This is a genomic window from Rhizobium sp. WYJ-E13, from assembly GCF_018987265.1.
GTDB lineage: Bacteria > Pseudomonadota > Alphaproteobacteria > Rhizobiales > Rhizobiaceae > Rhizobium.
In genome coordinates this window covers 1,175,431-1,190,624 of sequence record NZ_CP076853.1, presented here as the reverse complement: position 1 = coordinate 1,190,624, position 15,194 = coordinate 1,175,431, and the positions used below count along the sequence as shown (strand labels likewise).

General features: G+C 59.1%; 16 protein-coding genes and 1 pseudogene. 12 read left to right on the top strand and 5 right to left on the bottom strand.

From position 1 onward, the window contains the following. Window position 1: 1 nt before the first annotated feature. Both KQ933_RS05990 and KQ933_RS05985 read left to right on the top strand, forming a co-directional pair. A complete protein-coding gene (locus KQ933_RS05990; RefSeq protein ID WP_216757803.1) occupies window positions 2-1,411 on the top strand; it encodes an FAD-binding oxidoreductase in 1,410 nt (469 codons plus the stop codon). Further along, complete coding sequence (locus KQ933_RS05985; RefSeq protein ID WP_216757802.1) at window positions 1,408-1,989, top strand: NAD(P)H-dependent oxidoreductase; 582 nt, start codon at window positions 1,408-1,410, stop codon at window positions 1,987-1,989. Before KQ933_RS05990 ends, KQ933_RS05985 begins: the two co-directional genes overlap by 4 nt. Before the next feature lie 164 nt (window positions 1,990-2,153). Here KQ933_RS05985 and KQ933_RS05980 read toward each other — a convergent pair whose 3' ends face one another. From KQ933_RS05980 to KQ933_RS05970, 3 genes and pseudogenes are all read right to left on the bottom strand, one after another. Then, window positions 2,154-2,543 (bottom strand): RidA family protein, encoded by a 390-nt coding sequence (locus KQ933_RS05980; RefSeq protein ID WP_007815659.1) that lies wholly within the window; start codon window positions 2,541-2,543, stop codon window positions 2,154-2,156. Window positions 2,544-2,619: 76 nt separating this feature from the next. Continuing rightward, window positions 2,620-3,183, bottom strand: coding sequence for a methylated-DNA--[protein]-cysteine S-methyltransferase (locus KQ933_RS05975; RefSeq protein WP_216757801.1), 564 nt, complete (start codon window positions 3,181-3,183; stop codon window positions 2,620-2,622). Window positions 3,184-3,271: 88 nt separating this feature from the next. Further along, window positions 3,272-3,859 (bottom strand): annotated as a pseudogene (locus KQ933_RS05970) (RBBP9/YdeN family alpha/beta hydrolase). Window positions 3,860-4,087: 228 nt separating this feature from the next. On the opposite strand from KQ933_RS05970, the gene KQ933_RS05965 reads away from it, so the two are divergent. From KQ933_RS05965 to KQ933_RS05945, 5 genes are all read left to right on the top strand, one after another. Beyond that, window positions 4,088-4,411 (top strand): hypothetical protein, encoded by a 324-nt coding sequence (locus tag KQ933_RS05965; protein WP_216757800.1) that lies wholly within the window; start codon window positions 4,088-4,090, stop codon window positions 4,409-4,411. A 128-nt stretch (window positions 4,412-4,539) separates the two neighbouring features. Then, window positions 4,540-5,994 carry a deoxyribodipyrimidine photo-lyase gene (locus KQ933_RS05960; protein WP_216757799.1) on the top strand — a complete coding sequence of 485 codons (1,455 nt, stop codon included), beginning with the start codon at window positions 4,540-4,542 and terminating at the stop codon, window positions 5,992-5,994. After that, window positions 5,991-7,328, top strand: coding sequence for an NAD(P)/FAD-dependent oxidoreductase (locus KQ933_RS05955; protein WP_216757798.1), 1,338 nt, complete (start codon window positions 5,991-5,993; stop codon window positions 7,326-7,328). Before KQ933_RS05960 ends, KQ933_RS05955 begins: the two co-directional genes overlap by 4 nt. After that, a complete protein-coding gene (locus KQ933_RS05950) occupies window positions 7,325-8,185 on the top strand; it encodes a DUF1365 domain-containing protein (RefSeq protein ID WP_216757797.1) in 861 nt (286 codons plus the stop codon). Before KQ933_RS05955 ends, KQ933_RS05950 begins: the two co-directional genes overlap by 4 nt. A 79-nt stretch (window positions 8,186-8,264) precedes the next feature. Next, window positions 8,265-9,524 carry a cyclopropane-fatty-acyl-phospholipid synthase family protein gene (locus KQ933_RS05945; RefSeq protein WP_216757796.1) on the top strand — a complete coding sequence of 420 codons (1,260 nt, stop codon included), beginning with the start codon at window positions 8,265-8,267 and terminating at the stop codon, window positions 9,522-9,524. On the opposite strand, the gene KQ933_RS05940 is transcribed toward KQ933_RS05945, so the two are convergent. Together KQ933_RS05940 and KQ933_RS05935 are read right to left on the bottom strand one after the other, a co-directional pair. Further along, a complete protein-coding gene (locus tag KQ933_RS05940; RefSeq protein ID WP_216757795.1) occupies window positions 9,525-10,358 on the bottom strand; it encodes an SDR family NAD(P)-dependent oxidoreductase in 834 nt (277 codons plus the stop codon). 98 nt (window positions 10,359-10,456) lie between these two features. Beyond that, window positions 10,457-11,113, bottom strand: a complete 657-nt coding sequence (locus KQ933_RS05935) for a ChrR family anti-sigma-E factor (protein WP_216757794.1) — start codon at window positions 11,111-11,113, stop codon at window positions 10,457-10,459. 210 nt (window positions 11,114-11,323) lie between these two features. Here KQ933_RS05935 and KQ933_RS05930 point away from each other — a divergent pair, with 210 nt between their 5' ends. From KQ933_RS05930 to KQ933_RS05910, 5 genes are all read left to right on the top strand, one after another. After that, the gene (locus KQ933_RS05930) at window positions 11,324-12,364 is read left to right on the top strand and encodes a cysteine synthase A (RefSeq protein ID WP_216757793.1); all 1,041 of its coding nucleotides are present in this window, start codon (window positions 11,324-11,326) and stop codon (window positions 12,362-12,364) included. Window positions 12,365-12,370: 6 nt separating this feature from the next. Then, window positions 12,371-13,108, top strand: a complete 738-nt coding sequence (locus KQ933_RS05925) for an alanyl-tRNA editing protein (RefSeq protein ID WP_216757792.1) — start codon at window positions 12,371-12,373, stop codon at window positions 13,106-13,108. Window positions 13,109-13,139: 31 nt separating this feature from the next. Beyond that, window positions 13,140-14,009 (top strand): 3-mercaptopyruvate sulfurtransferase, encoded by an 870-nt coding sequence (gene sseA, locus KQ933_RS05920; protein WP_216757791.1) that lies wholly within the window; start codon window positions 13,140-13,142, stop codon window positions 14,007-14,009. A gap of 5 nt (window positions 14,010-14,014) precedes the next feature. Next, window positions 14,015-14,575, top strand: coding sequence for a GNAT family N-acetyltransferase (locus KQ933_RS05915; protein WP_216757790.1), 561 nt, complete (start codon window positions 14,015-14,017; stop codon window positions 14,573-14,575). Between the two features lie 105 nt (window positions 14,576-14,680). Then, window positions 14,681-15,190: a DUF1203 domain-containing protein gene (locus tag KQ933_RS05910; protein ID WP_216757789.1), complete on the top strand. Its 510-nt coding sequence runs from the start codon at window positions 14,681-14,683 to the stop codon at window positions 15,188-15,190. The last annotated feature ends 4 nt before the right edge of the window (window positions 15,191-15,194 follow it).

Genomic DNA, 15,194 nt, shown 5'->3' with positions numbered 1-15,194 from the left:
CATGGCCGATTATCAGAAGATCAGACAAGAACTCGAAGGCATCGCAATCGAGGACAATCCGGCGCTCGTTCGCCAGAAGAGCCGGGATTTCTACTGGTATTCGCCGATCCTGAAGGCGCAGCTCGACAATGTGACGGCCGATATCGTCGTGACGCCGAAGAACGAGGCCGAAGTCATCCAGACGCTGAAGGTCGCCTTCGCGCATGGTATTCCCGTCACCCCGCGCGGTGCCGGCACGGGCAATTACGGCCAGGCCATGCCGCTTTCCGGCGGCATCGTGCTCAATCTGGCCGCGATGGACAAGATCAAGGAAATCCATCCTGGCCGCGTCATCTGCGAGCCGGGCATCGTGATTGCCCAGCTCGACAAGCAGACTAAGGCGCATTCCGGCCAGGAACTGCGCTTCCATCCCTCGACCGCCCAGACGGCAACGGTCGGCGGCTTCATCGCCGGCGGTTCCGGTGGTGTCGGTTCGATCACCTGGGGCGGATTGCGCGATCTCGGCAATATCCTGCGCCTGCGCGTCGTGACCATGGAGGCGGAACCGCGGGTGCTCGATCTCACCGGCTGGGACCTGCAGAAAGTCAGCCACGCCTATGGCACCAACGGCATCATTACGGAAATCGAAATGCCGCTCGCACCCGCCTACGACTGGGTGGATGTCCTCGTCGGCTATGACGACTTCATGGATGCGGTGCGCTTCTCCGATGCGCTGGCGAAGTGCAACGGAATTCTCGTCAAGGAAATCGCGCCGATCGCCGCTCCCATCCCGCATGACTATTTCACGCGGCACAAGCCCTATATCCGTCGGGGCCAGTCGATTGTCGTGCTGATGATCGCGCCGCATTCCATGGATGCCTTCCTTGCGTTTACCGCAGCTCAGAAGGGTGAGATCATGTTCCGCTCCGACAAGGTCGAGAGCATGCGCGGCATTCCGCATGCCTATGAGCTTGCCTGGAACCATACGACGCTGCGTGCGCTCAAGGTCGATCCCAACTTCACGTATCTACAGGTGCAGTATCCGGGGCCGGATCATGTCGCCAAGGTGAAGAAGATGGTGGAGATTTTCGGCGACGAGGTACCGGGTCATCTCGAATTCATCAAGTTCGATGGGCAGATCCAGTGCTCGGGTTTGCCGCTGGTACGCTACACGACAGAGGAGCGGCTGGAAGAAATCATCAGGATCCATCAGGACCACGGCTGCCCGATCTTCAACCCGCACCGCTATACGCTGGAAGAAGGCGGCATGAAGCGTACCGACAAGGTGCAGCTCGCCTTCAAGCATGAGACCGATCCGAAGGGGCTGCTCAATCCCGGCAAGATGATCGCCTGGGAGAATCCCAGCTTCGATTTCAATGCCGGCAAGAACTACCTCTTCCCCGGCCTTGCCGCTGTCATGGAGGCTTCATGAGGGTTCTCGTCCTCCACTCGCACCCGGTCGAGGAAAGCTACGGCAAGGCGCTCTACAGAGAGACCCTGGAGAGCCTTGCCAGGGCCGGGCATGAGGTGGACGCCTGCGATCTCTATGCCGAGAAATTCGATCCCGTTCTCTCCCAGCATGACCGGCTAGTCTATCACGACTATCCGGAGAATACGTCTCTGGTAAAACCCTATGTCGACAGACTGAGGCAGGCCGAGGCGCTGGTCATCTCCACACCGGTGTGGAACTTCGGTTTCCCGGCGATCCTGAAAGGTTATTTCGATCGAGTCTGGCTTCCCGGCGTTTCCTTCGCGCTGGTGGACGGCAAAGTCGAATCCCGCCTGCGGCATATCAAGAAGCTTGGGGCAGTGCTCACCTATGGCGCGACACCTTTCCGCGCCTTCGTCGCCGGCAATCCGCCGAAGAAGATCGTGAAGCGTGTTTTGCGGGCGCAGATCGACCCGTTCAGGCCGGTCACTTTTCTCGCACATTACGATATGAACAATTGCACGCCGGAGACACGGGCAGCGTTCCTCGCCAAGGTGAAGAGCGCAATGGAGCGCTTCTAAAATCGCGCAAGAATGTGCAGCGGTTTGCGCAACATGCGAAAACAAGCGCCTGAAGCGCGGCAAGCGAATCTGAAGGATGCGACACTTCAGCAAGCGGCTTGCATGCGTACTGCCATGTCGTTGAGTTGCGCGGTCGTGATCGCTGCGGAGCTTGCGATCGAACTTTAGAAAACCTTCGCGGCCGTGACTTCCACCTCGACCAGAAATTCGGGCCGGGTAAAGCCGCTGACGATGATGAGGGTTGAAACCGGTTTCGGGTCGAGCGTGAAGCGGTCGCGCACCGCCATATAGGCCGGGAAATCCTCCCGCTTCGTCACGAAGCCGGAAATGCGGATGACATCGGCAAAGCTCATCTCGGCCTCGGCAAGGATCGCCTTGATCGCTTCGAAGCAGAGCTCGGCCTGGGCCGTCACATCCTCAGGGACCTTTTCATCGAGACCGATTCCAAGTTGACCTGACGTGACCAGCAAGGACGCGCCCGGCGGCACGAGGAGGCCGTGATTGTAATTTCCGAAGGGGCGGCGGACAGATGGCGGATTGAAAATCTTCTTCATGAAAAAACCTCGCTATAGACAGAGATTTATAGCGAGGACTTTCACTGCGTTCCAAGCACTTACTGCTGGTTTTCCATCAAAAATCGAGAGATTGCTGAACCGGCGCAGGCGAGCCGATCTGCACGCCTTCGAGCTCCAGCATGCGAAGCTTGGAGGTCGAACCGCCGGGGGCTGAAAAACCTCCGATCTTGCCGCCTGCGGCAAGCACGCGATGACAGGGGATGATGAGCGCGACTGGGTTCTTTGCCATCGCCTGCCCCACATCCCGCGCGGCTTCCGGCCCTGCTCCGAGTTCCCTGGCAAGCGTGCCATAAGTCGTCGTATGGCCCCAACCGATGCGGCGCGCGGCGGCATAGATATTGCGGAAAAATTCGTCCTGACCGTCGAGATCGACGGGCACGCTGGAGAAGTCGATTTCCTCGCCTTCGAAATAGCGCTTCACAGCGGCAACCGCCTCCTGAATCAGTGGCGTCGGTGCGCCCGATTCAGCAACCGGCAAACGGCGCAACAGCAAGCGTTCGGTCGATTCGGCGCTCTTTGTCGGCAGCTGGAACCGCGTCACGCCGGCATCGCTCCAGGCGATGCCGCAAAAGCCACCGGCGGTTTCGAAGATCAGGTATTGATGCACTTTCTGAGCCATGGTGAAGCCCTCACGTTCCGTTGGTCATTAGAATCGTACCGCGGAAGCTTAGGTTCAACCCGTTTCTTGCTCATGCCCCGATAAAGCGTCACGCCAATGCGGCAGTTGCAGCAAACGTGGATATCTGCGGTCTCTTTGCCTTCGCCTTGCCTTTTACCGCATCGAACAATGTGTAGCCGCCGGTCCAGCGGCCGAAACCGCTGGCAATGTTGATATGGCCTGCAAGACCGATATTGCGGACCTCGGTTTTCCAGAGGCGGGTGTAGAAACTCAAACGGTCGAGCGACATGTACTTATCGTCGAGGCTACCGATGGTGAGGCTCGGAAACGGAAGCGGGTTTGTGGGCATGGGGCCGAAGGCTAGCGAACCGGGATGCAGCCTCTCAGTCGCCGGCAAATCGCACGGGGCGACCAGCAGCGCTCCCTTTACCCTGGGGGCCTATGGCCGGTCGGCGAGCCTTGCTGTCAGGATACAGCCGAGACTATGGGCAACGATGTAGGCTTCTCCCGCCTCCAGCAGTGCCTGTTCCAGCCGCTCCATCCAGTGATCGAGACGAGCATGGTTCCAATCATCCTGTTCTATCAGCCGGCTCTGCGGCACATCATCAAGCCAATAGTGCTGCCAATGCCCCTCGTCGGAACCGAACAGACCCGGAACGATCAGGATTTCTGTCATTGCTATCTCCTGGCGAATGCGCAGCAATCTGCTGCGACGCTGCTCCATCAGAATTATCCATGCAATCGATAGACTAAAGAAACAAAGCTCCAGAACCCACACGAGAGCTGGAAAATCCATCGCATAAGTCATTGTCGCCGCAACCGCTCCGATCAAATTTCGGAACAAGGAGGTCGCTGAGGGATTAGGGGAACGTCACCATAGATGAAATCGAAGGAGGATAGCTCCATGCGTAAATCCCTTATCGCCGCATCGCTGCTTGCCATCGGCATGACGTCGTCGGCATTTGCCCAGTCCAATCCCGACACCATCGGACCGACCAATGGCGGTTCCACGGACCCCAATTCGGGCAATTACTCGTCCGACTATACGAGTGACAGCAACGGCATCCATCCGGTTCCCGCAGGTCCGGTAGACCCGACCATGACACAGAGCATCGGTGGCCAGGCAATCGAGTGCCCTGGAATGCCGCAGCAGAACACGGGCATCGATACGCGCGGCGGTGAAAGCGGCGCTTCGATCAGTGAGGCATGCCGCGAATATGACAATTGATCGGGCAAAGATCCATTCATTGAGAGAGGCCGGCTCGACCGGCCTTTTTCATGCCCGCCTGCTGAAACTGTTGATCCGATTGCCTCGTACTTCCGTAACAGCCCCAGAGAAAAGACAGGGAGCAGCCATTGGCACGGGAGACTGCTGCAAGACCGGTGATCGTCTGGTTTCGCAAGGATCTGCGCCTTGACGACAACAAGGCTCTGCATGCGGCATGCACATCGGGGCGACCGGTCATTCCGCTCTATATCCGCGAACCCGACGAAGAGGGCACGGGGCCGCTTGGCTCCGCTCAGGCCTGGTGGCTGCACCATTCGTTGCATGCTCTCGATGCAGCCCTGAGAAAGCATGACGGCAAACTTATTCTGGTAAGTGGCCATGCCCGTGATGCACTGGCGGACATCATAACGCGAAGTGGTGCGAAAGCGGTGTTCTGGAACCGCCGCTACGATCCGCCAGGCATCGCGATCGATATGCGCCTCAAACACGAACTGGAAAAACAGGCGATCGAAGCACGCAGCTTCAGTGGCCAACTCCTGCATGAGCCGACCAAGGTCAAGTCCTCGACTGGCACATCGTATCGTGTCTACACGCCTTTCTGGCGGGCGCTCGAAGGCGAAGGAGAGCCGGAATCACCGATCGATGCCCCGGAACGATATCGTTTCCCCGAGCAGTTTCCGGCCTCCGAAACGCTCGTCTCATGGAAGCTCCTGCCGCACGGACCGAACTGGGCAAAATCCTTTCCCGATATGTGGACACCGGGCGAAGCAGCCGCGCAGGAAAGGCTGCAGGATTTCATCGAAGGCGGCCTTCGTGGCTATTCGGCCGATCGCGAATTTCCCGGAAAGACGACAACATCCCTGCTCTCTCCGCATCTGGCGCTGGGAGAAATCTCGCCGGCGCGCATCTGGGAGGCCACGAAAGGACTTTCGCGCAAGATTTCCTCCGATGACATCGTGCGCTTTCGCAAGGAATTGGTATGGCGGGAATTCTCCTACCATCTGCTCTTCCATTTTCCGGAGCTGGCAAGAGATAATTGGAACGACAGTTTCAACGGCTTCGGCTGGCGCCAGGATGACGATGGCTTTCACGCCTGGTGCAATGGCCAAACAGGCTATCCCATCGTCGATGCCGGCATGCGCCAGCTCTGGCGCCATGGCTGGATGCACAACCGCGTTCGGATGATCACCGCCTCGTTTCTCATCAAGGATCTGCTTGTCGACTGGCGCCGCGGGGAGGCCTGGTTCCGCGACACGCTTGTCGATGCCGACCCGGCCAATAATGCGGCGAGTTGGCAGTGGGTGGCAGGATCGGGTGCAGATGCCTCTCCCTTCTTCCGCATCTTCAATCCGGTGTTTCAGGGCGAGAAGTTCGATGCGGATGGCAGCTACATCCGGCAGTTCGTGCCGGAACTCGAAAAGCTCGACGACACATATATCCACCGGCCATTCGAAGCCCCTGAAAACGTGCTTGATAAAGCCGGTATCACGCTTGGCGAAACCTATCCCAGACCCATCGTCGATCACGCCACGGCGCGCCGTCGGGCTTTAAAGGTCTATAACGCCATGAAGGATGCAGCATGAACGCACATGTTCCTCCGCTGCCACGCCGCCTCAAGGTCGCCGTAATAGGGTCGGGCATATCGGGTGCATCTGCCGCCTGGGCGCTCAACCCTGTCCATGACGTGACGCTTTATGAGAAGGATGTCCGGCCGGGCGGCCATACGGCAACGGTCGATGTCGACTATGACGGGCTGAACATTCCAGTCGATACCGGCTTCATCGTCTACAACGAGCACAATTATCCCAATCTGACCGCGCTCTTAGCAGAGCTCGGCGTCGCCACGCATGCGAGCGACATGAGCTTTTCACTGTCGCTGGATCAGGGCAGGCTGGAATGGAGCGGCGGCCGGCTGTCGTCGATATTCGCGCAGAAGCGCAATTTGCTGAACCCCTCCTTTCTCTGGATGATCCGCGAAATATTGCGGTTCAATCGTACCTGCCTGCAGGATCGGGCGGCCGGTCATCTCGCCTCTCGCTCGATCGGCGATTACCTCGACTGGCGCGGCTTCTCACCCGGTTTCACCAACAACTATCTGGTGCCGATGGCGGCCGCGATCTGGTCGACGCCATCAGCGCGCATGCTGCAATTTCCCGCCGAACACTTCGTCAATTTCTTCGACAATCACCGGCTTATCTATCGCCGTCAACATCAGTGGCGCACGGTGACCGGCGGCAGCCGCAACTATCTGAAAAAACTCCTATCACCACTTGGGGACAAATTGAAACTTGGCTGCGGCGTGCGTGGCATTATCCGTAATGACAAGGGTGCGACCCTCATCGAAGAGGACGGCACCGAGGCCTTCTTCGACAAGGTGATCTTTGCCTGCCACAGCGATCAGACAGCGCGGCTGCTGACCGATGCGACGGATCAGGAAAAGCGATTGCTTGCTGCCGTACCGTATCAACCGAACCGCGTGGTGCTTCACCGTGATACCGGCCTGATGCCGAAGCGGCGCAACGTCTGGGCATCCTGGAACTATCTGCGCTCCAGCCATGCCGACGGCAAGGCTGGCGTGGCTGTGACCTACTGGATGAACAGGCTGCAGGGCATCGACCCGAACTTCCCGCTGTTCGTCACACTCAATCCGGATCGCGAACCGGAGTGCCGCAAGGTCTTTGCCGAATTCACTTACGAGCATCCGCAATTTTCTGCTGAAGCGATGGCCGCGCAGCGAGCGATTGCTACAATTCAAGGAAGAAACAACTGCTATTTCGCGGGCGCCTGGACCGGATATGGATTCCATGAGGATGGACTCGTCTCCGGTCTTGCGGCGGCGGAGGCGCTGGGCGGGATCGCACCCTGGCGGACTGCCCGGCCTTCCTCCCCTCAGGCCATACTGGAAGCGATGGCATGACGGCGTCTCACACAAGCCCCCGTGCAACAAGGTATGGTGTCAGCGTGACGCGAAACGGCCCGCCGCCGGAGGCTCCGGCAGTGCTTTATGTGGGCGATGTCATGCATCAGCGCATGAAACCATTCGGCCATCGCTTCCGGTATCGGGTCTTTTCACTGTCTATCGATCTCGATCGGCTGGAGGAAGCCAACGGCCAGTCGGTGCTGTTTTCGGTCAACCGAAGCAATCTCGTCTCGTTCTATGAAGAGGACCATGCGGTAGGTGGAAAGCTGCGCTCCTATGCCGATCGCCTGCTTGCGGATGCCTGTGTCGAACGACCGGCCAAAATCCTGCTCGTCTGTTATCCGCGGATACTAGGCTACGTCTTCAATCCCCTTTCGGTCTATTATGCCTATGACAACAGGGATGCCTTGATTGCGCTGATCTACGAGGTGCGCAACACATTCGGCGAGCGGCATAGTTATGTCTGCCCTGTCGAGGAGAATGAAGTTTTCGAAAGCGGTCTTCGCCAGACCTGCGACAAGCTCTTTTATGTCTCTCCCTTCATTGGTGTCGGCATGCGCTATCATTTCCGCATGCTCCCGCCCGGCCAGGAAATCCGCTGGCGCATCCTGGAAACCGATGCCGAAGGACCGCTTCTTGCAGCCACATTCAGCGGCCGGAAAAAGCCTCTGGCTAGCTGGACACTCGGTTATCTTCTCACAGCCATTCCCTTCCTAACCATCAAGATCATGGCCGGGATTCACTGGGAGGCTCTGAAACTCTGGCTTAAAGGCGCCATCTACGTTCGCCGGCCACCACCTCCCCCACCTATCAGCGTGAAGCCGGCAAGCCGGCTTGCAGAAGCTGCGGAATGAATCTAGCGTTTGCTGCAATCGCCGGAGGAGAGGCGCAAGCATCGTCCTGACCGGCCAAAAAAATACGGGAGGATGGACGGTGAGCAATATGCAGGATTTGAATCAATCTGCCCGGGACGCGGTGACTCTGACGGCAGAGAATATTTCGCGCATCGTCAAAGGCCTGCCCTTTAAGGCGAAGCTTGCGCTGCGCGGCCTGATGCGCATGCAACACGGCTCCCTTACGGTCACGCTGCCCGACGGGCGCAAGGTGTTCATCAAGGGCAAGGCTGCCGGACCTGACGCCGCGTTGACGCTTCGAAACTGGAACCTTGCAGACCGGGCTCTGACCAGCGGCACGATCGGTGTCGCTGAGACCTATATGGACGGCGATTGGGACAGCCCCGACATCACTGCCTTCCTCGAGCTTTTCCTCGTCAATGGCGAAGCGGCGTACAGCTACGCGCATGGCAAGCGCGGCGTCGGCCGCTTCGTCGAGCGTATCCGCCACTGGATGAATGCCAACACCAAGACGGGCTCGAAGCGCAATATCTCGGCCCATTACGACCTCGGCAACGATTTCTACAAGCAATGGCTCGATCCGAGCATGACCTATTCCTCAGCGCTCTATTCGACCGGTGCCAACGACCTGCAGTCGGCGCAGAATGCGAAATATCGCGCTTTGGCGGAGGCAACCGGCATCAAGCCCGGCGATCACGTGCTGGAAATCGGCTCCGGCTGGGGCGGCTTTGCCGAGTTCGCGGCAAGCGAACTGAATTGCCGGGTGACGGGCCTGACGATCAGTCGCGAGCAGCTTGCCTTCGCGCAGGCGCGCATCAGCAAGGCAGGGCTCAGCGACAAGGTTGATTTCCGCTTCCAGGACTATCGCGACGAGACCGGTGTCTACGATCGCATTGTTTCCATCGAGATGTTCGAGGCTGTTGGCGAGAAATACTGGCCGGCCTATTTTTCCAAGCTCAAACAATGCCTGAAGCCGGGCGGCAAGGCGGGACTGCAGATCATCACCATTCGTCCCGAGGCCTTTGAGCAATATCGCAGCAATCCGGATTTCATCCAGAAATATGTGTTCCCCGGCGGCATGCTGCCGACGCGCCACCACCTTGCCGAACTCGGCAAGAAAATGGACTTGTCACTGGTCAAAGACTTTGGCTTCGGCCTTGATTATGCACGTACGCTGTCGGAATGGCGCGAGCGCTTCTGGTCCGTCTGGCACAAGCTCAGGCCAATGGGTTTCGACGACCGGTTCAAGCGGCTCTGGGAATTCTACCTCTTCTATTGCGAGGCAGGCTTTCGTGCCCGCAACATCGATGTGCGGCAGGTGGTCTTTTCGCGGCCTTGATCATTCGGCCGGATGCGGCGTCACCGGGCGGCGACTGGAGTTGGCAGGCCGCTCGCCCCAACCGGTGAAGCGGTTCACCAATGCGAAATAGAAACCGTAAGGCAAGAGCCGCAGGAACTTCAGCACATAGGTGAAGCGCTTCGGGAAGGTGATCTCGAACGCCTGCGACTTGAGACCCGCCGCAATGCGCTCTGCCGCCGTCTCGGGCGAAACCAGTGCCGGCATGGGAAAGGCATTCTTGCGCGTTGCCGGCGTGTCGACGAAACCCGGATTGATGAGCTGGATGCGGATGCCGATCTTGTCGAGATCGAATTTCAGGCTTTCGGCCATGTTGATCAGGGCAGCCTTGGTCGCGCCGTAGGCGGCGCTGGTCGGCAATCCCGTGTAACCCGTGACCGAGGAAACGATGGCGATCTGACCCTGCCCCTTCGTCTTCATGTGGCGGACCGCCGGCAGCAGGCAATTGACGACGCCTGAGAGGTTGACGGCAAAAGTCTTCTCGAAATCTGCCCGGTTCAGATCCTCGCCGTGGACAGGCTGATAGACGCCTGCACACAGGATCGCCATGACGAGCGCACCGTGCTCATATTCGATCGAGGCCATGACATGTTCCATGTCTTCGGCATCGGTCACATCGCCATCGAGAACGATGACGCTGCCAGCCAATCCGGCCGCCTCGAGCTGCAATTCCACCAGTTTTTCGTGATTGCGGGCGGTGACGGCGACCCTGTATCCCTCGTCTGCGAGCTTCAGCGCCAGCGCTCGGCCTATTCCGGAACTCGCACCGGAAATCCAGACGATACCATGTTCAGGACGGGCGATGAAATTACGCATGACACTTCCTCCGGTCTGCCGATTTGAACACGAACACAGGCCCGGAAGCTCCTTATCTCCCCCGGGACCATGGCTCTATCACAGCATTATGGCTGCTTTCAGCCGATGAGGTCACCAATGATCTGCCGGAAGGAGCCGGTGAGCTTGATCGGGCCGTCAGAAACGGCAAAGGCGATGCAGGGCCGGTCCGTTTCGGCGACGGGGCGATGGTTGACGGAGGCATCCGCAACCGAGATATCTCCCGGCCCGAAAAGGCCGCGCTCGTCGCGGAAAGCGCCATCGAGGATGAGGATCAGTTCCATGCCCGCATGCGTATGTGCAGGCAGTGCACGACCCGGCCGTATCCACATCAGGCTGACCTCGCAGCCGTCGATATCGGTCGCATATTCCTTGAAGCCCGGAAGGCGCTTGCGCCACGGCACGTCATCGGCTTCGAAACCGATGAGGTTGCGCAGGGCGCGCGGGAAAAGAGCGCCTTGCGGACGTGAAGGGAGGTTCGAGGCAGCAGGAGCCTTCGAGCCGAAGATTGCCGCAAGCTTCGCATCGCGGTCGCTGATCGGGCTTGCTGGCGTGCTCTCCAGAGCTTCTCCAGCCAGCCGTTCGAGGTCAGCCACCAGGCCGCGATTGTCCGGCTTCATTTCGAGATGGGATTCCACGAGTACGCGGGCCGGCTTCGGAAGGGAGCCAGCGACATAGTGCGCCATCAATGCATCGATCGTGTCGATATGCTCGTGAACCATGTCAGATTCAGTCACGCCTTGTTCCTGCGCCCGTGCTTGCTTTGTCGTCATCCATACGCCGAAAGTCAATCTTCGGATCACTGCTTGCCCGGGCTGGGCGAAAGGCTAGAAATGGAAGACTAATTTTATCGTGGTCTTGAAAGGCATGGAATAGGATTTCTTGCCAATGCCGCCTTGTGAAGGGAAAAGACCGTTCCTAAACTATGCGTAAACGAGGCAGATTCCATGACCTTCCACCCCTCCGTAATCGAGGCTATCGGCAATACGCCCCTCATCAAGCTCAAGGGTGTTTCCGAGGCGACCGGCTGCACCATTCTCGGCAAGGCCGAATTCCTCAATCCCGGCCAATCTGTGAAGGACCGAGCGGCGCTCTACATCATCCGTGATGCCGAAAAGAAAGGGCTGCTGAAGCCCGGCGGCGTCATCGTCGAGGGCACGGCGGGCAATACCGGCATCGGCCTGACGGTGGTCGCCAAGGCGCTCGGCTATCGCACCGTGATCGTCATTCCGGAAACGCAGAGCCAGGAAAAGAAGGATGCGCTGCGGCTGCTCGGCGCCGAGCTCGTGGAAGTTCCGGCCGTTCCCTACAAGAACCCGAACAATTATGTGAAGGTTTCGGGCCGCCTTGCCGAGCAGCTTACCAAGAGCGAGCCGAACGGCGCGATCTGGGCCAACCAGTTCGACAACGTCGCCAACCGCCAAGCCCATATCGAAACCACCGCACCGGAGATCTGGAAGGATACGGATGGCAAGGTCGACGGCTTTGTCTGCTCGGTCGGCTCCGGCGGCACGCTTGCCGGCGTCGCCGCAGGTCTCAAGGGTTTCAACAAGGATATCAAGATCGGCATTGCCGATCCCGAGGGTGCGGCGCTCTACGAATTCTACAAGAATGGCGCGCTGAAATCCGAGGGCTCTTCAATAACAGAAGGCATCGGCCAGGGACGCATCACCGCCAATCTCGAAGGCTTCACGCCGGACTTTTCCTATCGCGTCACCGATGCCGAGGCGCTTCCCTATCTCTTCGATCTCGTCGAGCATGAGGGGCTCTGCCTTGGCGGCTCCACGGCGATCAACATTGCCGGCGCAGTGCGCCTCGCCAGGGATCTCGGCCCCGGCCACACGGTCGTGACAATCCTCTGCGATTATGGCAACCGCTATCAATCCAAGCTCTTCAATCCGGATTTCCTGTCATCCAAGGGTCTTCCCATTCCCGAATGGATGGTCGGCTCGACGGATATCAAAATACCCTACGAACCCACAGCGTGAGCCCCAATGCCAGTCAATGCCCTCTACCGTGACGACTTCTATCTCTCCACATGCGAAGCGGTCGTCACGGCCGTTCACGAAGACGGGGGCATTGAGCTGAACCAGACCTGCTTCTATGCAACATCGGGCGGGCAGCCGGGCGATACCGGCTTCTTCGAACGGGTCGACGGCTCCAAGGTAGAGCTTGGCCAGGCAAAACACGGCGCGACCAAGGACATCGTCATTCATATGCCGCTGGAAGGTCAGGCGCTGCCCGAAATCGGCGAGAAGCTGGTGCTGCACATTGACTGGCCGCGCCGCTACAAGCTGATGCGCATGCACACGGCCTGCCATCTCCTGTCCGTCGTCTGTTCCTATCCGATCACGGGGGCGGCCGTCGGCGAGGAGGAAAGCCGCGTCGACTTCGACATGACCGACACGATCGACAAGGACGATGTGACGGCCAAGCTCATGGATCTCGTCAACCAGAACCATCCGGTCTATCTTCAGTGGATTACGGACGAGGAGCTTGCGGCCAATCCCGGCATCGTCAAATCGAAAAATGTGCGCCCGCCTATTGGACTCGGCCGCGTCAGCCTCGTCTGCATCGGCGAGAATTCCGCCATCGACAGCCAGCCCTGCGGCGGCACGCATGTTTCGGAAACACAAGAAGTCGGCCAAATTCATATTGCCAAGATCGAGAAGAAAGGCAAAGAGAACCGGCGTTTCCGCATTCGCTTCGGCACGCCCAGCAACGAAGCCTGATAGCCGAATCCTGATATCTGGGGAGATCATCATGAGCGACACCAAGAGCCGTTTCGTCGTCTCAGCCGACTGGCTGCAGGCTGAACTCGGCAAGCCGGACCTGCGCGTCCTCGACGCATCCTTCTATCTTCCGGCACAGAAGCGTGATGCCGATGCGGAATATGCCGGCGGGCATATTCCCGGCGCGATCCGCTTCGACCAGGACAAGATCGCCGATCACTCGACGAACCTGCCCCACACGATCCCCTCGCCTGATTATTTCGCGGCGGAAGCCGGCAAGCTCGGCATCAGCGAGAATGATCGCATCGTCGTCTATGACGGCATCGGCATGTTCGCCTCGCCGCGTGTCTGGTGGCTGTTCCGGGTGATGGGCGCAAAGAACGTTTTCGTGCTCGACGGCGGATTGGACGGCTGGAAGGCCGAAGGACGACCGCTCGAAACCGAAGTGCCACGCTATGCACCGGCAACCTTCAAGACGAATTACGACGCCAGCCGCGTCGTCTACCTCGATCAGATGCGCGATATCGTTTCGAGTGCGGCCCTGCAGATCGCCGATGCCCGCAGCGCCGGCCGTTTCGCCGCCAGCGAGCCGGAACCGCGTGCCGGCATGCGCTCCGGCCATATGCCCGGTGCCCGCAGCCTGCCTTCAGGCATCTTCGCCAATCAAGGTCGCTTCAAATCGCTGCCGGAACTGAAGCAGACGATCGAGGATGCCGGTATCGACCTTTCCAAGCCGGTCGTCACCTCCTGCGGATCGGGCATTACCGCCGCCATCATCACGCTGGCGCTGGAATCGCTGGGGCATACCGACAACAAGCTCTATGACGGCTCCTGGAGCGAATGGGGCAGCCGTGAGGACACACCTGTCGTTACCGGCCCGCCGGAACCGGTCAAAGCCTGACGCCCATGGGAAAGACGCCCGCTTCGCTCAAGGCCCATATCACGCGGCTTGAAATGGTTGCTCCGCCGAAGGCAAGCCTGCCTGTACCCGTCAATATCCAGACGGCAATCATGCGCGCGCCCGGAATTCCGCTCGCCTTCTATCGCTATCTCTATCGGCAGGTCGGCGCACGCTGGCATTGGGTCGATCGGCTGCGGATGAGTGACGAAGAGCTGGCCGCCACGCTGCATGAAAAGCGCAACAATATCAGTGTTCTCTATGTCAACGGCGCACCAGCCGGCTTCTACGAGTACCTTTGCGAGGACGATGATACGATCGAGCTTTCCCATTTTGGGCTTTTCGAGCACGCGCTCGGCCTCGGCATCGGCAAATGGTTTCTGCTTCAGGCGCTCTACGCCATCTGGACGCTGAACCCGAAGAAGGTCACGACGACGACCAACAATCTCGACCATCCGCGCGCACTGCAGCTCTATCAAATGTTCGGCTTCTCTCCCGTTTCCACGGGAACCGGGATCGTTAGGCCACTGAGCGACAAGGAACTGCTGGAACTAGCCAGAAGAAGCTGATTGCGTTGCACCCGAACCCAGGCCTTGCCGATTTCAGGCAAGAAACGGGTGGCTTGGCTGAGCTTCAGCGCAGACACTATGGCAAAGCTCAAAAGGAGATTTGCCATGACCAACATTCAGTTTTCCGCCATGCCGACAGCAGATGCTGAAGCGCTCTGGAGCGGCGGCCGCGACGCCTACGATCGCTTGCCGGAGACGATGATCTCCGATGGTCCGGGCCATCCCTGCCGTCACTGCCTGCGCAATATCGGCGCCGGAGAAGAACTGCTCGTCTTCGCCTATCGGCCCTTTCCGGAAGTGCAGCCCTATGCCGAGACTGGGCCGATCTTCCTGCATAAGCAGCCCTGCCAGCGCTATTTTGCCGACGAGATTCTACCTCCCGTCCTGACCACGAGCCCGGATTTCATCGTCCGCGGCTATGGCGAGAACGACAGGATTGTTTACGGCACCGGAGCCGTCACGCCCATCGAGAAAATTCCTGCCTATGCGGGCGAATTGCTCACGCGGCCGGGTATCGCCTATGTGCATGTGCGCTCGGCGCGCAACAATTGCTATCAATGCCGGATCGACAAAGTAGAGGCGCCGGCCTTTGCGGAAGCCGGCGCCCTGGTCTGACTTT